Origin of the sequence: Actomonas spartinae, assembly GCF_051209155.1 — a bacterium.
In the GTDB taxonomy this organism is placed as follows: domain Bacteria; phylum Verrucomicrobiota; class Verrucomicrobiia; order Opitutales; family Opitutaceae; genus Actomonas.
This window is the reverse complement of record NZ_JBPJGB010000002.1, coordinates 581127-601906: the sequence shown is the minus strand read 5'-3', so window position 1 is coordinate 601906 and position 20780 is coordinate 581127. Positions and strand designations below refer to the sequence as shown.

The 20780-nt window shown below is 64.4% G+C and carries 15 protein-coding genes and 1 pseudogene; 1 reads left to right on the top strand and 15 read right to left on the bottom strand.

All coding sequences use genetic code 11. The features are described 5' to 3' along the window. Nucleotides 1–60 precede the first annotated feature (60 nt). The 14 genes and pseudogenes from AC0MRV_RS10410 to AC0MRV_RS10345 form a co-directional block, all read right to left on the bottom strand. Nucleotides 61–2334, bottom strand: coding sequence for a tail fiber domain-containing protein (locus AC0MRV_RS10410; RefSeq protein ID WP_472764401.1), 2274 nt, complete (start codon nucleotides 2332–2334; stop codon nucleotides 61–63). A 602-nt stretch (nucleotides 2335–2936) separates the two neighbouring features. After that, the gene (locus AC0MRV_RS10405; protein ID WP_472764400.1) at nucleotides 2937–4160 is read right to left on the bottom strand and encodes an alpha/beta hydrolase; all 1224 of its coding nucleotides are present in this window, start codon (nucleotides 4158–4160) and stop codon (nucleotides 2937–2939) included. Between the two features lie 31 nt (nucleotides 4161–4191). Then, on the bottom strand, nucleotides 4192–4827 hold the full coding sequence (locus tag AC0MRV_RS10400; protein WP_472765299.1) for a 3-oxoacid CoA-transferase subunit B: 636 nt from the start codon (nucleotides 4825–4827) through the stop codon (nucleotides 4192–4194). Between the two features lie 96 nt (nucleotides 4828–4923). Beyond that, nucleotides 4924–5559: pseudogene (locus AC0MRV_RS10395) on the bottom strand (CoA transferase subunit A); the annotation flags it as partial. Then, nucleotides 5556–6737, bottom strand: coding sequence for a thiolase family protein (locus AC0MRV_RS10390; protein ID WP_472764399.1), 1182 nt, complete (start codon nucleotides 6735–6737; stop codon nucleotides 5556–5558). The pseudogene AC0MRV_RS10395 and the gene AC0MRV_RS10390, both read right to left, overlap by 4 nt. Beyond that, nucleotides 6727–7068 (bottom strand): AtuA-related protein, encoded by a 342-nt coding sequence (locus AC0MRV_RS10385; protein WP_472764398.1) that lies wholly within the window; start codon nucleotides 7066–7068, stop codon nucleotides 6727–6729. The genes AC0MRV_RS10390 and AC0MRV_RS10385 overlap by 11 nt, the downstream gene beginning before the upstream one ends. After that, complete coding sequence (locus tag AC0MRV_RS10380) at nucleotides 7065–8405, bottom strand: acyclic terpene utilization AtuA family protein (RefSeq protein WP_472764397.1); 1341 nt, start codon at nucleotides 8403–8405, stop codon at nucleotides 7065–7067. The genes AC0MRV_RS10385 and AC0MRV_RS10380 overlap by 4 nt, the downstream gene beginning before the upstream one ends. A gap of 10 nt (nucleotides 8406–8415) precedes the next feature. Beyond that, nucleotides 8416–9717, bottom strand: a complete 1302-nt coding sequence (locus AC0MRV_RS10375) for a CitMHS family transporter (RefSeq protein WP_472764396.1) — start codon at nucleotides 9715–9717, stop codon at nucleotides 8416–8418. Nucleotides 9718–9805: 88 nt separating this feature from the next. Next, on the bottom strand, nucleotides 9806–10837 hold the full coding sequence (locus tag AC0MRV_RS10370; protein WP_472764395.1) for an alpha/beta hydrolase: 1032 nt from the start codon (nucleotides 10835–10837) through the stop codon (nucleotides 9806–9808). A 19-nt stretch (nucleotides 10838–10856) separates the two neighbouring features. Beyond that, on the bottom strand, nucleotides 10857–13238 hold the full coding sequence (locus AC0MRV_RS10365) for a glycoside hydrolase family 3 C-terminal domain-containing protein (protein WP_472764394.1): 2382 nt from the start codon (nucleotides 13236–13238) through the stop codon (nucleotides 10857–10859). 97 nt (nucleotides 13239–13335) lie between these two features. After that, nucleotides 13336–14463, bottom strand: coding sequence for a LuxR C-terminal-related transcriptional regulator (locus tag AC0MRV_RS10360; protein ID WP_472764393.1), 1128 nt, complete (start codon nucleotides 14461–14463; stop codon nucleotides 13336–13338). Nucleotides 14464–14712: 249 nt separating this feature from the next. Then, the gene (locus tag AC0MRV_RS10355) at nucleotides 14713–15228 is read right to left on the bottom strand and encodes a hypothetical protein (RefSeq protein ID WP_472764392.1); all 516 of its coding nucleotides are present in this window, start codon (nucleotides 15226–15228) and stop codon (nucleotides 14713–14715) included. 256 nt (nucleotides 15229–15484) lie between these two features. Continuing rightward, a complete protein-coding gene (locus AC0MRV_RS10350) occupies nucleotides 15485–16795 on the bottom strand; it encodes an ABC transporter substrate-binding protein (protein WP_472764391.1) in 1311 nt (436 codons plus the stop codon). A 134-nt stretch (nucleotides 16796–16929) separates the two neighbouring features. Next, entirely contained in the window at nucleotides 16930–19653 is a 2724-nt protein-coding gene (locus AC0MRV_RS10345) for a DUF7133 domain-containing protein (protein WP_472764390.1), read from the bottom strand. A gap of 176 nt (nucleotides 19654–19829) precedes the next feature. Between AC0MRV_RS10345 and AC0MRV_RS10340 the strand changes: the two genes are divergently transcribed. Beyond that, nucleotides 19830–20252, top strand: coding sequence for a hypothetical protein (locus AC0MRV_RS10340; RefSeq protein ID WP_472764389.1), 423 nt, complete (start codon nucleotides 19830–19832; stop codon nucleotides 20250–20252). 6 nt (nucleotides 20253–20258) lie between these two features. Here the strand turns inward: AC0MRV_RS10340 and AC0MRV_RS10335 are convergent, their stop codons facing one another. Further along, nucleotides 20259–20771, bottom strand: coding sequence for an asparaginase domain-containing protein (locus AC0MRV_RS10335; RefSeq protein ID WP_472764388.1), 513 nt, complete (start codon nucleotides 20769–20771; stop codon nucleotides 20259–20261). Nucleotides 20772–20780: the final 9 nt, after the last annotated feature.

The following is a 20780-nucleotide window of genomic DNA, read 5'->3' as shown; positions in this document are numbered from 1 at the left end:
GGGGCGTTGCAAGGTAAACCGCACGTCGAATCGGATCAGGCGTTCAAGTCAGCGGGCGGATCACTTGGCGGCGGCCTCAAGCTCGGCCACCCGTTCGAGCAGGTCCTCGACGATGGTGGTGAGGGCTGCGATCTCGGCGTCCTTCTCGCGTTTGATCTGCTGGGTGGCGGAGACGTTGAGCATGGAGAGCGCATCGTAGTCGACCGAGCGCAGGTCATCCACCTCGCGGCCATAGACGAATACTTCGTCCACGGTTTCCGGCAGGTCCACCCGGAAGCCCCGGCTGCCGACTTCCAAAACCTCGCGGACCGTCTCGGGCGAGGTCCGGGTGATCAGCTTGACCCGATCCCCCACCGCCAGATCCGTCGCAAGCTGAACCCAATCGTCTGCAACCGAGGCCGTCGTGAAGATATCCGGGACAAAGCCCGTGGAAGTGCTCACCGCCGCCGGATAAACGGCCTCCACCTGCTGCGCGATGACCTTCTTCTCCGAGGCCGTTCCGTGCGCAACGGGATCCACGTAGTGGTAGTCGGTGACCTCCAGCTGCATCAGGGTTTCCAAGTCCTCGTTGCCTGACGAAATCCCTTCCGTGACCTTAACCCGCTCGTCGGAGACGACATTGAACTCGGTCTCGGTGACGACTCGGCCCACCGCCAGGAACGAAACGCCGACATCCTGCGTCGATGCAATCGTTCCGGTCGTGGAACTGTTGAGATAAGCGTAGTTCGAGATACTCCGGGGGCTCGTGGTGACGATGTGAATCGGGACCTCAGGCGAATCCGTGCCGATCCCGAACTTACCCCAGACCGATGCATCGTCGTTGATGGCCAAATGGCCCGGGTTCGCGCCTGCGATATCGAGCAACGCAAGCCTTCCGCCCGTAAGCCCATTGTGCAGCTTGCCGACATACAGGCTCAGAATGGTGTCGATGTTGGAGGAGACAAATTCCGCGGCCAAGTAGGGGTCGGTCGCCGCACCCGTGCGGACGGCGAGAGGCGCGGCAGGGGCGGAGTTGCCGATGGCCAGCCGGCCCGTGCTCGTGAGGGTCATGGGCGGGGAACTCGCGGTGCCAAACGTGAGGTTTCCGCTGCCGGAGAGCAGTTGCAGGTTATCTCCCTGCCGCGAGACCCCGTAGGAGGTGGAGCCCATGTAGACGCCCATTTGCGTGCCTCCGCCGCCGGTGGTGTGCTGCAGGAGAATATTGGGGTCCGTCGGGTCCGAAATATTGAGCTTCGCGCCCGGGTCCGAGGTGCCGATGCCCACGCTGCCCGAACCCGAAATGAACATGTGCTCGGCCCAGCTGTTAGCCGTGTCCACCTCTCCAAAAACGATGCCCCCCGTGCCGTCTCCTTTCTGGTTCAGCAGGTAAGTCCTGCCCAGGTTCGACTCTTTGTTCCACTCCAGCCATCCGCCGTAGGAATGGGTCGGTCGGTCGTTGTGCACGTGAACGAGATTGGCACTCAGGACGTTGGCGACGTTGACGTTGTTGGCGGAGTCGATGGTCAGGGCCGGCCCGGCCGTGCCCGATTGGAGGATGAGCGTTCCGCTGTTGTCCGTGCGAATGACCGAATCACCCGCCTCGGCGGCGGTGCTGAAGGCGTCGGCGGTGTTGGCGTAACCCATCGTCAGAGCCACCTGGGTGTCCGAACTCGCCATGAGGGTGACCTGCGGAGCTTGCGTGCCGGCCGCACCCGAGCGGATATCGCCGCGCACATGGAGATTGGCCGAGGGCGCACCGACGCCCACCCCCACGTTTCCATTGTCGGCGGCCGTGAGCGCATCGGTCGACCCCGTGCTCAGGGTTTCCGCCACCTTGGCCCGCATGGCGAAGGCCGAGGTCACCATTCGCTGCCGCGGAGAAATTTCCGGATCCGCCGCCGCCGAGCCGTCGTCGATCGTCACCCCCAGATACCGGTCGGACCCGGCAAACACCGCGGCCGAGCTGACGCTCAACGAAGGCGGTCCCTTGCCGGATTCGTCATAGCCAAAGGGCTGATCAGACACCGCCACACCCTGGCCGATCAGGGCGCTGAATTCGCCATCGGAAATCGTGATGGTCTGCTGCTCCGAGTAGATCAGATCGCCCACCCCGCTGTTGGTCGAATCGCTCCAGATGCGGAAGGTCACCAGTCTATTCACCGGACTCGGGCTGGCCCCAATCGGGTTGCCCGAAGCATCGGTCACCTTGCCTTGGTAACTGATCAAGCCGGGCACCGCGCTCGTCGCCGTTTGACCGCGGGCCAGCGGCAGTAGCAGCCCCACCGCGAGAAGAACGACAAGGAGTCGACGCGACAAAGCAGCGCGACGGGTAAGGAAGGACGGAATCAGGTTCATGGGCGGGGACGGCTAAAAGGCAGGGAAAAGGGCAGTTGCGGGCCGGAAAATGGCCGGCGCACACGCTGGGGCGCGGTGTAAAAGACCGCGCAAACGGGTCGGGAAAAATTGGCACGGGCGCCCAATGACTCCGCCCACCCGGCTACCCCGAACGTATCGACAATCGAGTTTTGTGCCCACCGTCCGGCTCCGACGCCCGGGAATGTATTACATCTGAAACTCACGAAACCAACCAAACTTAAGTCTTTTACAGGGAGTGACTAATATTCCGAATACGCTGGGCAGAGATCGAAAATACGACGGGGAGTAAACAGTTCTCAGACCAGAGCGATCCGCTGCAAGTGATTGCGTTGGATCGTCTTGGATACCAAACTGTCCGCGGAGTGTCGCCAGCAAATGGCGAAAACCAAGTAAAAAAGCCCCCTGCTAGCGGGTATTCCCCCCCCTTCTTCTGGAGCGTCTTCACTGCCCCGATAGGTTATCTCACCTCCACCGAGCCTCCCAAATAGCTCCCCACACCTGCACCTAAACCGCCCGACCGACACCGCCTCCGTGCCGCCGAATCTTGCGGCAGCACGGAGACCTGGGAATGCGATTACCGCTCAATCCTGCGCGTGCAGCACGGATGCAAAGAAGGCCTTCATTTCGGCGGCATAATAGACGCCGTATTGGTAGAAGACGTTCTTCGTGCGGTCGTCCGGTTTCCAGTCGAAGAAGGCGTGGTAGGCACCGCCGACCTGCACGTATTGCACGCGCTGGCCCTTTTTCACCAGCGCTTCCATGAAGTCGTGGCACATGGCGTCGGAGATGAGGTTATCCATCGTGCCCCGGGTCAGGTATTGCGGCACCGCCCGCACCGATGCCTCCGGAATCGAATGGAGCGGCTGGACCGCCTTGTCCCACTCGGCGTTGGACTTCGGGTTCTCCGGGTCGGCCTTCAGCCACTCGCCCGCGAACACGCCGTAACTCGGCGCGGCGGCTTGGATGGCGTGCAACATTTCGGCGCGCACCTGCGCGACCGATTTACCCGCCGGCAAGTAGGTCGGCTTGAACTCAAACACACCGTCCTCGAGCCCGAAACCGCGGTCACCGATGCGCTCGACCATGACCGAAACCGACGCCGAAAGATGTCCGCCGGCGCTGTCACCCGTCACGCCAATGCGGGTCGGGTCGCCACCGTAGTCGGCCGCGTGTTCCATGATGTGGGCGATCGCGCCGTAGCAGTCCTCAATGAGGTTGGGCATGGTGTTGTTCGTCGCATCACCATCGGCCTTGCCGGCCCAACGATAGTCGATACTCGCCGCCACAAACTGGCCGCCGCGAGTCAGCTCACGCGCGAGGCCGCGCATCACGTCCTCGTCATTCGTGGTCCAGCCGCCGCCGTGGATGATGACGATGATCGGCAGGTTCTTCGCACCCTTGGGCGAATTGACATCATACTTGAGCGGCTTCTTGCCGGGCTGCGCGTAGACGATGTTGTTCTTCACCGTGATATGGTCGACGGCCGACTGTTCGATGAAAGAGACCCCGATGTGTTTGTCCTCATCGATCACCACCTCGAAGACTTCGGTCGGCGACTCGTGATACATCGCGCCCCAGCGGCCCGGGACGGAATAGTAGCCGGCATCGAGCACGTAACCCGGCGCGGGTTTGGCGGTGACGGTGAGCACGGTGCCGGCGGCGACTTGGCCATCGGCCGGCAACGCGGGATCAACGGTGAAGCTGCCGTGCACCGATTCATCGAGCACGACCTGATAGGTGTCGGCGGCCAACAGCGCGGAAGACAGCAAGAGCGCCGCGGAGGCGCAAGAGAGGAGACGTTTCATGAGCGGAGGGGATGGGGGTTGGGTTGGAGGTTCAGAGAGTCGCCACCTGCGCGGCGACTTCAAAAGGGGCTTCGGTTTTGGCGCGGATTTCTTCGACGGTGACGCCGGCCTGCAGCTCGATGAGCACGAGCCCACCGCCGGCGGGTTTCACCTCGAACACGCAAAGGTCGGTGATGATCAGATCGACCACGCCGCGGCCGGTGACGGGAAGGCTGCACGTATTGAGAATCTTGTGACGACCGTCGGCGGCGCAGTGCTCCATCACCACGACCACGCGGGGCACGCTGGCCACGAGATCCATCGCGCCGCCGGGGCCCTTGATCATCTTGCCGGGAATCATCCAATTGGCGATGTCGCCGCCGGCCGACACCTCGAAGGCGCCGAGGATCGACAGGTCGACGTGGCCGCCCCGAATCATGGCAAAAGAATCGGCGCTGGAGAAAAACGCCGCCCCTGTCGCCGCCGTGATGGTCTGTTTGCCGGCGTTGATGAGATCGGGATCGACGTCGCCCTCGTCCGGGAAAGGTCCGATGCCAAGCAGGCCGTTCTCCGACTGCAGCGTAACCTGCATGCCGGTCGGAATGAAGTTCGCCACCAGCGTGGGAATACCGATGCCGAGATTGACGGTGGCGCCATCATGCAGTTCCCGGGCGGCCCGCTGGGCCATGCGTTCGCGCGTCGGCGAAACTTTGCGCGAAGCGACCGCGCCTTGGACCGTGCGAAACTCGACGCGCTTTTCGTAGCCGCTGCCCTGCAGGATGCGATGCACGTAGATGCCCGGCAGGTGGATGGCGTCGGGGTCGAGTTCGCCGGCCTCAACCAGCTCCTCGACCTCGGCGACACAGACCGTCGCGCAGGTGGCGATCATGGGATTAAAGTTCCGCGCGGTCTTGCGGAAGATGAGATTGCCATTGGTGTCGCCCTTCCACGCCTTCACCAGCGCGACATCGGCTTTGATGGCACTTTCCAGCACGTGCTCGCGACCGTCGAAGACTTTGGTTTCCTTGCCCTCGGCCAGCAGGGTGCCGGCGGCGGTCGGCGTGTAGAACGCGGGAATGCCAGCGCCCCCCGCGCGCAAACGTTCGGCCAAGGTGCCCTGCGGCACAAGTTCGAGTTCGAGGTCGCCGGCGAGCACCTGGCGCTCGAACTCCTTGTTCTCGCCCACGTAGGACGCGAGGACCTTGCGCACCTGACGGGTGGCCAGCAGCAGGCCCATGCCGAAGTCGTCCACCCCCGCGTTGTTGCCGACAATGGTGAGGCCGGTCACAGCACTGTCGCGCAACGCGGCGATGAGGTTTTCGGGAATGCCGCAGAGGCCAAATCCACCCGCGGCGATGGTGAGATCATCCGCGAGCAGGCCAGTGAGAGCGTCGGTGGCGTTGGCGTAGACTTTGTTCATAAGAGCTCCAGACAGAGGGCCAGGCCTTCGCCGCCGCCGATACAGATGGCGGCGACGCCGCGGCGTTTGCCGGTTTCGCGCAGGGCCGCGAGTAAGGTGACGATGATGCGCGCGCCGCTCGCCCCGATCGGGTGACCCAGGGCGATGGCGCCGCCACGAATATTGAGCCGCTCGTGCGCCACCCCGAGCTCACGCATGAAGGCCATCGGCACCACCGCAAAGGCTTCATTGACCTCCCACAGGTCGACATCGTCGACCGTCCAACCGACGCGCGCGAGCGCTTGCTGCGCGGCGCCCACCGGGGCGGTGGTGAACCACCGCGGCTCGGCCGAATGCGTGGCCCACGCGACGATCCTCGCCTGGGGCTGGAGTCCCTGCTCCGCCGCACCGACGGCGGTCGCCAGCAACAATGCGGCGGCGCCGTCATTGAGCGTCGAGGCGTTGGCCGGCGTGATTGTGCCGTCCTTGGCGAAGGCTGGTTTAAGGTAAGGCACTTTGTCGTAGATCACTTTGGCCGGACCTTCGTCCTGCTCGACCGTGGTCGTCGCCCCCCTGCGGCCGGCGATCTCCACTGGCGCGATTTCAGCAGCAAACTGACCGGCCCGCTGCGCCGCGTTGGCGCGCTCAAACGAAGCGATGGCGTAGGCGTCCTGGTCCTCGCGGGTGAAACCAAATTTACTTGCACACTGCTCGGCGCAGGAACCCATGTGCACGTCGCCATAAGGGTCCCACAGTCCGTCATGGACGAGTGAGTCGATCGCCTGCTGATGGCCGAGTCGAAAACCGGCCCGCGCCTGCGGCAGCAGGTAGGGCGCGTTGCTCATGCTTTCCATGCCGCCCGCCGCGACGAGCGAGGCTTCGCCGAGTTGCAATGCACGGGCTCCCTGGATGACCGCCTCGAGTCCACTGCCACAGACCTTGTTGATCGTCACTGCATGCGCCGCCGGCTCGAGCCCGGCGCCCAGCGCCGCCTGCCGCGCGGGTGCCTGACCACTGCCGGCCGCGAGCACGTGGCCCATGAACACGTCGCTCACCCGCGCCGGATCGACTTCGGCCCGTTTCACCGCCGCGGAGATCGCCACCGCGCCAAGTCGCGGGGCCGGCAGGGTCGCGAGGCCACCTTGGAAGGCGCCAATCGGGGTGCGTGCGGAACTGACGACTACGATTTCATTCTTCATGGTCTGGCAAAGCGGTGACCGCCGGCGGGACCGGCAGTTCGAGATCAAGGAGGAGCGCGGAGTAGGTCTTGCCGTGCGCATCGAGCGCGAGGGAACGGGTCACGCCTCCGCCCAAGGCGTCGGACAACACGAACTTGAGGGCATGCAGTTGGGGCAGCACGTATCGCACGACCTCTCCGCGCACGACCGGCGCGAAGTGGCTCCGCACGCGATCCGTCGTCACCTCGGCCACCAGGCGCGGAAAGTCACGCTCATCGAACGGAATGAGCGTGAGGTCGGAGACATTGCCTTTGTCTCCCGCGCGGGCATGGGCGATGGCGTGCAGTTTCATGTCGTGGCGGTATGGATTACAGGTTGCACCCGCTCGCGCGGGATCAGCGTCGAATGAATGGCAATGACCTCCCGCGCCGATTTTGTGACGCCACCGCCGCCCGCCGGTCCGTTGGTGTAAAGCGTCTCCACCTCGTTGCCGATGCGCACGGCTTCTTCGAGCGTGGCGGTGCGACCCACCACGCGGACCCGTAGTTCGGCGGGCTCGGCCGCCCGGTCGCTCGCGCCGGCCAGGGCGACGGCGTTCAGCCCGATCAACTCGCCGCGCAATTCATCCGCCGCCAGCCCGATGAGCCGCAGGCGTTCGTGCACGATCTTGAGCGCGAGTTGACCGCGCGCCCGCGCGCCGGGGCCGGTGTAGGAGATTTGTCCTTCGCCGACAAAGCCGTCGCGGTAACCCAGGGAAACCTTGAGCGCCGCCGGTCGCTCCCGGCCCGTCGCCCCTGTCACCGCCACCCGGTCGGGACCGATTTCACGAATCTCCACCGCCGAAAAGTCCGCCACCACATCCGGTGTCACGTAAGCTGCCGGATCGTGAATCTCGTAGAGCAGTTGCTCCTTGCAGGTCCGCGCGGTCACCGCGCCGCCGGACCCGTCCACTTTGGTGATGACCACCCCGCCATCGGCCGTCACCTCGGCGATGGGAAAGCCGAGTTGCGCCAGATTGGCCACGGGCTTGGTCGTAGGATCGGCAAAATAGCCGCCGGTGATCTGGCCCGCGCACTCCAGGAGGTGCCCGACCAGGGTCCCCTGCCCCATGCGCCGCCAGTCATCCGCCCGCCACCCGAAGGCATGCATGAGCGGCGCGCAGAACAAGGCCGGATCGGCCACGCGCCCGGTGATGACCACGTCCGCGCCTTGCGCGAGGGCTTCCGCGATGGGCTCGGCGCCAAGGTAGGCGTTGGCGGAGATCAAACGCGCGCGCAGATCGCCGACCCGCCCCTCCCGCTCCAGCAAAGCCGGATCATCCGCCTCGACGGCACTGCGCACATCGTCACCAGTGATCGCCGCCACCTTGAGTCCAGGCAGGCCCAGCCGGCGCGCCACCGCGACGACCTGATCAAGAGCGGCGCGGGGATTGGCCGCGCCCATGTTGCTGATGACCCGCACCCCCTGGGCCACGCAGATCGGTAAGACCGCCTCCATGCGCGCCACCAGCAGGTCGTCGAAGCCGGCACCCGGATCATTGAGTCGCGCCTGCTGGGCCAGCGCGATCGTGCGCTCGGCCAGACACTCGAAGACGAGGTAATCGAGTTCGCCCTTTTGCGCCAACTCCACGGCGGGCTCGATGCGATCGCCCGAGAAACCGGCGCCGGATCCAATGCGGATGGTTTTCATGGCAGTGTATTCAGATCGGCAGCACGCCGACCAACAGCGCGACCGCCGTCATGACCAGCGTGGTCAGGAAGGCGTATTTAAAGGTGAAGCGTTGGTGGTCGGCCAGGTCGACGCCGGTCAGACCCACCAGCAGAAAAGTGGTGGCGGTGAGCGGGCTGAGCGGGAAACCCGTCGTCATTTGGCCGAGCAGGGAGGCGTGCGCCATGGTGACCGGTTCGATGCCGAAGCCCGTGCCGACCTCGGCCAGCACCGGCAGCACGCCGAAGTAGAACGAGTCGGGGTCGAACAACAGACTCAGCGGCATGCTCAACACCGCCAGCACGACCGGCAGCGCCCCGCCCGCCCCGGACGGAATGACGTCGGCGGCGTGTTCAGCAATGGCTTCGATCATGCCCGACTCGCGCATGATGCCGCTGAAGACCCCAGCGGCCATCAACACGCTCGCCATCATGAGGCAGGCCTTGGCGTGCGCGTCCACCCGGGCACGTTGCTCGGCGAGCTGCGGGTAGTTGATCATCAGCGCGAGGGTCGCCGCGACCATGAAGATGAGCGCCGGCGAGGTGAAGCCGGTCACCAGCGCCACCACCACGACGAGCGTCAGGGCCAGGTTGACCACAAAGCGCTTCGGACGGCGCAAGGCCAGCTGTTCGGCGCTGAGCTCCGGTTCAACAACCGGCGCCGCCGCCACGGCGGCGGAAAGCTGCAACCGGCGGCCCTCCCGCGCGCCCAGCCACCAGGCGAGCGCAATCACAAACAGCAACCCGGCCGCCTGCGGGATGAGCAGCGGGTGATAGAGCGCCGTCATGTCGAGCTGCAGCGACGAGACCGCGCGCAGCGTCGGCCCCCCCCACGGCACGAGGTTCATCGTGCCCGCACCGAGGGCAACGACCGCGGCGAGAATGCGGCGGTCCATGCCCAGTCGATCAAAGAGCGGCAACATCGCCGGGATCGTGATGAGAAAGGTCGTCGCGCCCGAACCGTCGAGATGCACCACCATGGCCAGCACGGCGGCTCCGACGGTGATGCGCGCCGGATGTTGACCGACGGCCCGCAGCACGGCGCGGATGATGGGGTCAAACAGGCCGGCGTCGGTGAGCACGCCGAAGAACAGGATGGCGAAAATGAACATCGCCGCGACCGGCGCGATCTGCCGCAGGCCGCTCACCGCGAAGGTCGCAGTTTCAAGTCCGAAGCCCGCCACCAGCGATCCGGCCACCGGCACCAGAATCAAAGCGGTCATCGCGGTGGTGCGTTTGCTCAGGATGAGCCCGAGCACCACGACGATGACGGTGAGTCCGATGACGAAAAGCATGGGGGAAGTTTCAGCAGGCAACTGGTGCCGGGGTCGTTGAATCCGGACCGGCCTCACCGAGGCCGGCTACAGCGGGGACGCGTGGGAGCTATTGCTCGAAATCCAAGTAGAAGTCGAAGAACGGCAGCATCTGCTGCGGGATACGACCTTCGGGCGTGTAGATGTCACTCACGTGGGTGCCGATGTATTCCTCGGCAAAGTGGGTCACCCCCGCGTTCTCGAGCCGCTGACTGAACATGGCGCATTGGATGGTGAAGCGCTCGCCAGCGTTGCGCCCCCAGTCCAACTTGATCGCGCGCAGGCTGCGCAGGTTCTCGCGGTAGTCGTCGATCATGTAAAACGGCATGTTGGCCTGCCATTTCTGCAACGCGTCCTCGTGGACGATCAGTTCATCTCCATCATAGGTGAACGGCAGATCGGTGTAGAATGGCGGCTTGTCGGGGTTGGGTGACCAGGAACGGCCGAAGGCCACCATCACCTTACCGAAGTAAGTCTTCGCAAGGTCCTCCATGGTGGTGATGGTGGACAGTTCCTTAAAGGTCGGGCTGTTGGGGCCGTATTCGCGCACGATGGCGAGTGCACCGGGACTGAGGGCGTAAACCGTGCTGAACACTTCGGGGTATTTCATCGCCAGCAACAGGGCGCCATAGCCGCCCATGCTGTGGCCGGTGATGCCGCGGCTGCCCGCTGCGGGAATGGTGCGGTAGTGGTCATCCACATACGCCACCAGATCCTGCACGGTGAAGTCCTCCCAGTCGCCGAAGACGCCGGAGTTGCTGTAGAAGCTGCCGTCGTAGGTCGTCTTCTGGTCGGAGATCACCATAATGAAGGGCCGGATGCGCTTCGTGGCGATGGCCTGGTCGAGCAGGGGAGCCACGTATTTAAGCATGGTGTTGTCGCCGGTGAAACCATGCAGGAAGTGAATGACGGGGTAACGCCGCTCACCTTCTTCGTATCCAGGGGGAAGATACACCGAGACCGCCCGTTCGGCGCTCTCGCCCATCTGATTTTCAAGGTGCTTGGAATAGAGCTTCTCGGTGACGACCGTGCCGGCCGGGTAATCCGCCGCGGCGCAGCCGAGGGCAGCCAGCGCGAAGAGCAGAAGGAGGCGTGTTTTCATGGTGGAATCTGGGGTGGGGTTATTGTGCCGCGTCGCCATTGAGGGCGTGGAGGATGCCCTGCAGGGCCTCTTCGGTGAAGGCGCCCTGGGACAGCATCACGAGTTTCTCCATCGGGATTTCGCGCATGAACATCAGCATGGTGTCGCGGCCTTTCTTGGCGGCGGCGTAGTCGGCCGGGCTCATCTTTTCCGGATCCAACTCCGGCTGGTTGCCGAGCATGCCGGCGATGAAGTTGTCGTAGATCGCCTTGCCCTTCGGGTGACGCTCGACCTCGCCGAAGTTGGAATGGCGCGTGATCACCGGCGGCGGCGGCGAACCTCCGTCGACCGTGACGGTTGCCACCAGGGGCAGATCGCGGGAGGAGGTGCCAACGTTGACGGAGTAGTCGCCGCTGCGCACAAACCACGCTTCGGACACCGTATCGTATTGCTCAAAGGCATCGCGATCGAGGTGCAACGTCACCGCGCGGGATTCGCCGGGCTGCAGGAACACTTTGGCAAAGGCCTTCAGTTCGCGCGGCGGACGCGGCAGCTGCGGGGCCGTTTCACCCACATAGACCTGCACGACTTCGGCACCGGCCCGATTGCCCTCGTTGGCCACGGTCACCGTGACGTCGACGCCGTCGTCGACCGCGAATTCGGACGCGCTCACCTTGAGCCGGGAAAGGGCAAAGGTGGTGTAGCTGAGGCCGAATCCGAAGGGGAACTGCGGCTCAATCTGGCGGGCATCGTAGTGACGGTAGCCGATGAACACGTCTTCACCGTAGAGCACGCGCAGGTCGCGGCCGGGGAAGTTCGGGAAAGTCGGAGTATCCTCGGCGCGGGCCGGAAAGGTCTCGGCGAGCTTGCCGGACGGGTTCACCCGACCCGTCAGCAAGTCGGCGATCGCCCCACCCCCGGCCTGGCCGCCGAGGTAGGCTTCCAACACCGCGTCAACTTCATCGAGCCACGGCAGGATGACGGGCGAACCGTTCATGAGCACGACGGTGGTGCGCGGCGCCACCGCGGCGACGGCCTCCACCAACTGATTGTGACCAACGGGCAGGTGCAGGTCCTTGCGGTCAAAACCTTCGGACTCGTAGCTGTCCGGCAGGCCAACAAACACGACGGCGTGATCGGCCGCACCCGCGGCGGCAACGGCTTCGGCGAGCATCGCCGGCGTGACCGCCCCCTCCCAATCGTAACCCGCGGCATAGCTGAAACTGACATCTGACGCGTCGGCGGTCAGCGCGGCAAAAGCGTTGTCGAGCGTGGTCGGGTTGACCTGCGAACTGCCGGCGCCTTGGTAACGGGGCACCTTGGCAAACTGGCCGATGATCGCGACCTTGGCATCGCGGGCGGCGGTGAGCGGCAACGTGCGGGCATCGTTCTTGAGCAGCACCGCCCCCTCGCCGGCAACGCGGCGGGCGAGAGCGTGGTGGTCGGCCGCTGCGAACGTCGCATCTTTCTGAATACCCGCGTGGGCGCGCAGGGTGATGGTCAGCATCTCGGCCACGAGTTCGTCGAGCACGGCGACATCGAGTTCGCCCGCCTCCACGGCGGCGACAATCTTGCGATCATTGAAACCGCCGGACGCCGGCATTTCGAGATTGAGCCCCGCCAACACGCCGGCGACGCGGTCGTTCACCGCGCCCCAGTCGGACATCACGATGCCCTCGAAGCCCCACTGATCGCGCAGGATTTCGGTGAGCAAGGTGCGGTTCTCGGCCGCGAAGACGCCATTCACCTTGTTGTAGGCGCACATGAGCGTGAAGGGCTCGCCGTCACGCACGGCGATCTCGAACGAGCGCAGGTAGATCTCGTGCAACGCGCGTTCCCCGACGATCGAGTCACCGATCATGCGCTCCCATTCCTGATTGTTGGCGGCAAAGTGCTTGAGGGAGGTGCCCACGCCCTGGCTTTGCACCCCTTTGATCCAGGCGGCCGCCATCTTGCCGGAGAGCAGCGGGTCTTCGGAGTAATACTCGAAGTTGCGCCCACCGAGCGGGGAACGTTTCAGGTTGGCGCCGGGGCCGAGCAGGATCTGCACGCCGTGCGTTTGCGACTCCTGGCCCAGGGCTTCACCAACGCTGCGAATGAGATCGACATTCCAGGTCGCGGCGAGCGCCGGCGCAGTCGGGAAACAGGTGGCCGGCAGGCTGGCATTGAGTCCCTGCAAACCGGCGTCGGGGTTGGCCATACGCACGCCGTGCGGGCCATCGGTGAGGGTGATGGCCGGAATGCCAAGGCGCTCGACGGCCTTGGTGGTCCACATCGTGCCGCCGGAACACAGACCGGCTTTTTCCTCGAGGGTGAGTTGTTGAACCAGGTTTTCGGCCTGGGCGCGGAAGGAGTCGGGGGCGGCACTCATGGCAGTGATCAGGGTGCAGAACAGCGAAACGAACGGAAGGAACGGTTTCATGGGGAGCGAGGGGCTAAGGCGGCCGAAGCCGCGGTGGGGTTCCGCTCATCCTAGCCGAACCGACTGGCGGCGGCCATAGGACATTTGTCCTAAACGATCAGCGCAGGGCCGCGATCAGGCGGGCGCGGCTGGGCACGCCGAGTTTCTTGTAGATCGAGGTGAGCTGACCGGCGACGGTCTTGCGGCTTTTGCCGAGGCGCTGCGCGGCTTCCACATTGCTGCAACCGGAGCAGATCAATTCGGCCAGCTCGCGTTCGGCCGGCGTCAACCGATCCGCCGCCGGCAAGCTCGACACAGGCTGCAGCGCGTCGACGGGTTCACTTTGGTCGACAAACCACACGGCAAATACCGGCCGCGTCGCGGAACCGGCTTCGTGCGCCTGCAAGGTCACCGTCGCACGCAATTGGGGATGCTCCGGATGAACCAGGCGCACGGACTCGCCGGCGACCGCTCGCTTGAGCCACAGCCGTTGCAAGGTGGCGCAGGCCTCGACGATCGGCGGCGGCACGCGGAAGACACTCCTGGGATTGTAGCGCTTGCGCGGATTCGGGCCGTAGTTCCACGCGCAGCACTGCTGCATCGCCTCGCGGTTGGCGTAAGTCGTTTTGAGCTCCCAATCCAACTGCAACAACGCGAAAGGCAGGTGCTCGTTGAAGTTTTCGAACCAGTCCAACTTCACTCGCTGTTCCTGCGCGCGGATGAGCCGGCGGATCACCGCCTCGAAGTGCGGATGCAATTGCCGCAGCAGCCGCATTTCGGCCTGCCGATAGGGTCCGCGGTCAGCCGGACGGCGCAGCGAGATCACGGAGTTCACTTCACTGCCCCGGCGATAAACCAGCCCGACGGAATCGCCCCAGCCGTAGGGTTTCATGAAGGTCTGAAACAAGGGCGAGGCGGTGAAGGCGGCGCGATTCGGAAACAAGTCCGACAGTCGGTAAAAGCGCACCCCCGGGTGCTCGGCGAGGAACGGAGCGGTGACTTCGACGCGACGGCGCTCCTCGTGCCATGCATCGGACTTCACCGTGGCCGAAGTCGCAAACATCGCGGACGCCTTCCAGGATTTGGCGAAGTCGAGGTAGTTGAGATACGCCGTCACCGCGTCGTCCGGGAGGATCGCCTGAAACACCGCCCGCGTTGCCAACCAAAACTCGTCAAAGTCGTCGGCTTCCAACAAGGCCAGCAGGGGTGTCTGCAAACGGGGGTCTTCGATCAGCGGGGCCGGCATGGATCAGATGACCTCTATGAGCGTTGATCCGGCGCCATGCAACTCACTCACGTCCGCCCCTCGCGCGCCCCAAAATAAGTTGGCCGGTCGCCTACCCCTAAGCGACCGGCCATTTGCTTTCTTGGTTACCCCAAAAGTCCCCGCTAAGCGGGAACAACGCCACCGTCGTGCAGGTTTTCGCTCCCGTCAACTCATGTATCATTACATTTTTGAGAGGAAATTCGCCCCGCCTCCCGCGCGCTGGGCCGCTTATCCGCACTCCGCCGTTTGGCCGGTCGCCTGCCGGTAGGCCTGGTGCAGCCGCAGCGTCTGGCAGGCGGCAAACTTCTGGCCCAGTTGCGCAAGCAGGTAGAGTCCGCCGCACACCACCAGCAGTCCGCCGACAATCCACAGGCCCCACGGACGCTGGTCCAACATCGCTTGCACGACACCCACGATCCCCGCGAATAGCCCCGCCAGGCCGCAGAAGATGTAGCCGTAGAGATACATGGCCCAGTATTCGAGTTCCGGGCCGTAGACGCCGATGACCCGCGTCCCGCCCTCGGGCGCGGCATCGATGCTCAGGTGCAACTGCGGCGACCAGCGTCGTCGTTCCTCGCCATCGATGTGAATGCCGATGAATCCCGGGTAGGTTTTGACGTGAAACTCGTCGGTTTTGCTGCCGATCGCCGCGACGATGCGGGAACGCAGGGATTCGGGGTCGTCGCGCAGCACTTCCTCGAAGCGCGGGCGGATGCGAAAGCTGGTGGTGGGACTGGAGCTCATGGGGCGTTGAGCGATCGGAACGGGGAGGGCCGATTTCTAACCCCGCCGCCGTCCCCGGCAAGCTGGTAAAAAAAGTTGGCCGGTCACCTACCCCTAAGTGACCGGCCATTTGCTTTCTTAGTTACCCCAAAAAAGTCCCCGCTAAGCGGGAACGAGACAACCATCGGCACAGCGCGGTGGTTTGTCAAAGACGGTGGCGGGGAAAGATTACGTAGGCGATTTGCATGAGCGCTTCGCATATTCCCCCAGCACCCGATCAGACCGATCTCGGCCCGTCCGAGTCCGGATCCCGCGGGACGAATTCCGGGTAATACCGCTTCATGCAGTCTTCGCAGAAGCCGTGGCTGAACTCCGCCCGGGTATGCTCCTCGAGGTAGATTTCCACCTGATCCCAGAAGCCCTCATCGTTGCGGATCTTTTTGCAGCCGCAGCAGATCGGGATGATGCCCTGCAGCTCCTTGATCTCGCTCATGGCCTGCTCCAGCGAAGCCGCCTGCTCCCGCACCCGCCGGTTGAGCTGCGCGAAACGCCAGATCACCCCGACCAAAGAACCGATCACGATGAGCGCCACGGCCAAGGCCAGGTAGAGGCGGGCCACGTCCGCCGATTGATCCGGGGCATAGATCATCCGCTCAACCGGCACGTGCTCCCGCACCAAACCCAAGCGGTGATAGGTCTCCGCAATGTGCCGCCAGCGACCGGGATTTTGGTAACCCAGTTCGACCACGTCGGGCAGGATGAGTTTGCGCATCTGCTCCGCCTCAAAACGCAAGTGCTCCCGGCTGTGCCGCTGGCTGTAACGTGACAGGATCAGATCGATGATCTCCTCGGCATGCTCCAGGGCGTAGGCCCAACCGCGCAGCGAGGCCGCACGAAAACGCGCCGTGCGCTCCGGATACCGTTCCAACTGCTCGCGGGTGGTGAAGAGCGTGTCGCCGTAAAAATCGATTCCGCCCGAACGCGGCGAAAACATCTGGTAGTCAAAACCCGTTGCTTCGAGCAGGAAGATTTCATCCGTCGCATAGGCCGACATCGCGCCTACCTCACCGTCGATCAGCGGCTGCGGACTGAACCCGTGCGGGACGATATCCATCTCGTCATGCGAGATGTCCTCAAAAAGCAAATACGCGATGAGCTCCTCCGCATGCTTTTCCAGCATGAGGCGCCGGCCCGCCAGGTCGTGGACGCTGGAAATGTCCCCGCGCCGCGGAGCCACCAGGACCAGGGGCGAGTGTTGCAAAATCGCCGCGAGTGAGACCACCGGGAGGCCCTGGTCGACCATCACGACGAGATCGGAAGATGCGATGCCGAACTCCGCCTTGCCCGCCAGCACCGCCGCCGCCGCCTCCTCACCGACGGCCGGTTCGCGCAAAGTGACCTCCAGTCCGGCCTCCCGATAATAGCCCTGCTCGATGGCAGCGTAATAGCCGGCAAACTGAAACTGGTGCTTCCACTTGAGCTGGAGCGTCACCAGCTCCAGGTCCTCCGCCATCACCGGCGCACAAGCCGTGAGGGCGCCCAACAGAGCGACCTTCAACGAACGCGGGAACAAAACAGCAGAAATCACGACCGGAACACGAAACAACCGGCCGAGGTTCAACTCACCCCGGTCACCGGGGCGAGTTGAATGTCGCCGCTACGTATTTTCCATCGGCACGCCGAACCGATTCGAACCGGCGCACCGCGGACGTGACATCTCCCTTAACCCTCTTTCCCGTAAAGGTTCAGCTCCTGAATCACCCAGGGCTGCCAGCCTTCCTTCTCCGTGATGGTGATGCGCAGGTGTTTGGCTTCGATCGGCTCCGGCAGGTTGAGGCGGGCATGCGGCTCACCGACCACGTGGGGCGCGACCATGGTCCAGTTTTCGCCATCGTCGGAGGCTTCGACACTGTAGACCGGCGCCCAGCCCATCGGCTCACCCGAGCGCGGGTTCATGGCGTGGCTGGAATCGACGTCGATGCCGGTGATGGTGCTGCGCGCGGGCAGCTCGACCGTGAGCCACTCGACCGGGAAAGGTTTGAAGCCCTGCGTGAAGTAGGCGGTCTCGATGTCGCCATCGAGCATGGCCTCCACCGGTGAGTCGTCGCGCGCTTCCATGTTGGCCACGAGCTTCCATTCGTCGCGGCGGGTGAAGCGATGGCGGGGAACGGTCAAGGCGGGGATGCGGGCATTGAGTTCGTCCAGCGTCCAGTAAGCCGTGCGATCCGCCCCCGCCGCACGCTCCGCCGCGACCGCCTCGGCCGAGACCTGCGGGGCGCGATTGCCGAAGCTGTTGCGAATGTAGGTGAGCACGGCCGCGAGTTGGTCGTCGGGATACGAATTCATCGGCACCATCGGCGCGCCGTAGTCGACGCCGTCGACGTCGCCCTGCAAGCCGTGCAGCACGATGGCAATCGCGGCCTTCTCGTCGCCGATCACGCGCGGTGAGCCGACCAGCGGCGGGGCGATGGTGCGCTCGGCTCCCGGCATGGGCGACCCCTGACCGTCGGTGCCGTGGCAGGCGAAACAGAGCGAGTTGTAGAGCGTCTTGCCCGACCGGTAGGCCTTGAGGCCGTTGGGGCCGAGGAGGCGGATGAGCTGCGGGTCCTCATTGTTGGCGGCATCCCAGAGTTGTTCGTTGAGGGCAAACACCCCGGCGGAGGACGAAGTCTCGGCGGTGGCCTTGATGGTGGCTTCGGCGTCGGCCAAACCGGCCCGGCGCACTGTGAGCATGGCCTGCATCACCACCTGCGGTTCAGCATCGTGCAAGGCGGCCAGCGTCGCAACGACCAGCGGCGAGTCGGCGGGCGACTGGGCATCGACCCGCAACTCGGCGAGGCGCAGACCGGCCATGCGCACCTGCAGGTCATCGGCCGTGAGGGCCTGCAGCACCAACTCATCAGACAAAGCGCCCAGCCCGTTGAGCGTCCACAGCGCGTGCAGCCGAGGACGGGGATCGGCGGAGACCCGGGCTGCCAGTTTCTCCAAGGCCGGCACCACCGAAAGGTCGCGGCGGAGCACGAGCAGTTTTTGGGCGGTGTCACGCCACCAACCGTTTGGATGCGACAGATGCCCCACCCAATCGGCCGGCGTTTCATCCAGCATGCGCGGCTGCGGACCCGGCTCGAAGTCCTCGTGGCGCAGACGGTAGATGCGACCGCGACCGATCTCGTATTGCAGGTTGTAGGCCTCGATCTGCTCGCGCAGGTAGGTGCCCTTGCGGGTCCAGTTGCCCTGCTGGATGATGCCGCGATACATGTCGACGAGGTAGAGCGTGCCATCCGGCGCAGTCACCATGTTGACCGGGCGGAACAGCGGGTCGGTGGCGCGGATGAACTCACCGTGCTCGGCCTCGTAGGGGTTGGCCAAGCGCGTGATGCCGTCCTCCACGGCGACGGCCGTGCGACGCACCAAGCGGCCCACGGGCTCGGCAAAAAACAGGTCTCCCCGCAACTCGGCCGGCAGGCGGTCACCGCGGAAGATGTCCTGACCGCAGGTCGCGGTGAAATGGTTGAGCGTGTTGTCCGGACGGAGCTGCCCCGGACCACCCTGGGTGTCGGGAATCTTGTCGATCGGCCACACCACCTTGTAGTCGCCGATGTGTTGGTCGGGCATTTCAAAGGCACCGTAGATGATGTGCTGTTGGAAGTGGATCGGACCGGTCTCGTTGCCGGCGTTCACGAACCAGACCTTGCCCCAGTCGTCTTGGGTGAGCCCCCACTGGCCGCCGTTGACCGGGATCTCTTCCTTCACCGCCTCCCCGTTGGGGCCGAAACTCAGCCGGTAGTCGTAGTAGGTCGAGTAGATGCCGTTGTCCAAGGCCCAGACGAGGCCATTGGGCTGGTGCTCCATGTTGCCGCCACGACGACCACCCTCGAACCACAGGGTCTTCTCATCGGCCACGCCGTCGCCATCGCTGTCGCGGTAGATATAAAGGTCGTTGGTGTTGGTTTCGCCGATGATAACCCGGTCATCGAGCGGCAAGAGAATGCGCGGCAACAGCAGGTTGTCCGCATAAACGGTATGCACATCGTAAATACCGTCCCCGTCGGTGTCCTCGTGGCGCGAGACGCGGCTGACGGGCTCCTGCTCCCCCGTGGCCTCGGCATCCTGCATATAGGTGCGCATCTCGGCGACATACATCCGCCCATTCCCATCGAACGCGACCATGACGGGCTCGGCGATGAAGGGTTCGGTGAGGACCGGCTCCAGCGAATAACCCGGCTGCAGTTCCATCGTGGCGATTGACGCGGCCGGCGACAGGCCTATCGACGGCGGCGGCGAGTCCGGGGATTCAACCGATTCGGGCGATTCGGCGGGCTCCTCCACCACCGCAACAGGTTTGGTGGGGGCAGGTGAATCAGACGGCGTCGAGGAGCAGGACACCAACATTCCGCAGAGCACGGGGGCCAGCGACAAACGGACGAAATCAGGAAGGCATTTCATGGGTAAACAAGCGCCGGCATCAAGGCGCAGGGGTTGAAACCGAACACCATCGTCCCCGCCCGCAAGGACTCTTTGCCGGCGTCCCCGCTGACCGTTATTCGAGTTGGGCTGGCGGCCACGCATTTTCCGGGCTTTCCTTCCGCCCACCTCGCCGTGTTCGCTTCCTCCTGCACCCGATGGATTCCGATTCACCGCCAACGCCTCCTCCCGCAGCTCAGCCCGGCGAAACCCGCTCGCCGTTCAAGCTGAAGCCGAAGACGGATTTTGTGGTGACGAATCCGCCGATTCCCCGCGGCGAAACCTCTCCCGCCCACGACGTTTGGGCGCTACGTCAGACCGCCGGCGACGGCACCCGTCCGCCAGTGCCGCCCCCCGGTTCACCGGAACTGGAGTTTCCAGACCTCGAACCGCTTCCGGTCCGCCCCAACAAAAAACTGCGCGACTACCTCGTGCTCATGATCGGCGGCAATGGCGTGCTCGGGCTGCTGACGCTACTCGGCTGGGGCGACCCCTTTCTGATGGCCTGCGGCGTCGGTGGCATGGCTTGCTTCTCGCTCGCGCTGACCTGGGTCATGTGGGGCGTGATGGGGCGCTACTGAAACGCGCTAGGAATCGATCGGCTCAAAGCGCCCTTGGTCGCGGTTTTTCCGCACCCGGTGCGCCGGCCACAGGCAACCGTTCATCGCGATGTAAACGCCAGGCGGCAGCGCCTGCAGCCCGCCCACCGCACAACCGAGGTTGAAGAGGGCGTCGTTTTGCCGAAAGCGCGCGGGCAGCATCGAGCCGGTGAACACCACGACCTTGTCGGTCTGCTCGCCGAGGGCCTTGGCCGTGTCGGTCATCGTGTCGGTGCCATGCGTGATCAGAATGTGTTTTTCCGGCGCCGCCTCCACCCGCTCGCGCACCAAGGCTCGGTCCTCATCGGTCATCGCCAGACTGTCCTTGCGCAGCACACTCTCGACCGTGAAATCAAAACTCACGCCGGCCTCGTGCAGGATCGCGCCGGCCTGCGGCTCGCCGATCTCGTAGTCGCTCTTGGCGTCGAAATAGACCTTGTCGATGGTGCCGCCCACAGCGAGCACCCGCACCCGCGGAGCGTAAGGAAGAGTCGATTCCATCCGCGCACG

Excerpts from the sequence above, each read along its gene's own strand:
- AC0MRV_RS10410 (WP_472764401.1), bottom strand. The coding sequence starts at position 2,334 with ATGAACCTGATTCCGTCCTTCCTTACCCGTCGCGCTGCTTTGTCGCGT.
- AC0MRV_RS10405 (WP_472764400.1), bottom strand. The coding sequence starts at position 4,160 with ATGAAACGTCTCCTCTCTTGCGCCTCCGCGGCGCTCTTGCTGTCTTCC.
- AC0MRV_RS10400 (WP_472765299.1), bottom strand. The coding sequence starts at position 4,827 with ATGGCCCAGCGGGCCGCCCGGGAACTGCATGATGGCGCCACCGTCAAT.
- AC0MRV_RS10390 (WP_472764399.1), bottom strand. The coding sequence starts at position 6,737 with ATGAAGAATGAAATCGTAGTCGTCAGTTCCGCACGCACCCCGATTGGC.
- AC0MRV_RS10385 (WP_472764398.1), bottom strand. The coding sequence starts at position 7,068 with ATGAAACTGCACGCCATCGCCCATGCCCGCGCGGGAGACAAAGGCAAT.
- AC0MRV_RS10380 (WP_472764397.1), bottom strand. The coding sequence starts at position 8,405 with ATGAAAACCATCCGCATTGGATCCGGCGCCGGTTTCTCGGGCGATCGC.
- AC0MRV_RS10375 (WP_472764396.1), bottom strand. The coding sequence starts at position 9,717 with ATGCTTTTCGTCATCGGACTCACCGTCATCGTCGTGGTGCTCGGGCTC.
- AC0MRV_RS10370 (WP_472764395.1), bottom strand. The coding sequence starts at position 10,837 with ATGAAAACACGCCTCCTTCTGCTCTTCGCGCTGGCTGCCCTCGGCTGC.
- AC0MRV_RS10365 (WP_472764394.1), bottom strand. The coding sequence starts at position 13,238 with ATGAAACCGTTCCTTCCGTTCGTTTCGCTGTTCTGCACCCTGATCACT.
- AC0MRV_RS10360 (WP_472764393.1), bottom strand. The coding sequence starts at position 14,463 with ATGCCGGCCCCGCTGATCGAAGACCCCCGTTTGCAGACACCCCTGCTG.
- AC0MRV_RS10355 (WP_472764392.1), bottom strand. The coding sequence starts at position 15,228 with ATGAGCTCCAGTCCCACCACCAGCTTTCGCATCCGCCCGCGCTTCGAG.
- AC0MRV_RS10345 (WP_472764390.1), bottom strand. The coding sequence starts at position 19,653 with ATGAAATGCCTTCCTGATTTCGTCCGTTTGTCGCTGGCCCCCGTGCTC.
- AC0MRV_RS10340 (WP_472764389.1), top strand. The coding sequence starts at position 19,830 with ATGGATTCCGATTCACCGCCAACGCCTCCTCCCGCAGCTCAGCCCGGC.
- AC0MRV_RS10335 (WP_472764388.1), bottom strand. The coding sequence starts at position 20,771 with ATGGAATCGACTCTTCCTTACGCTCCGCGGGTGCGGGTGCTCGCTGTG.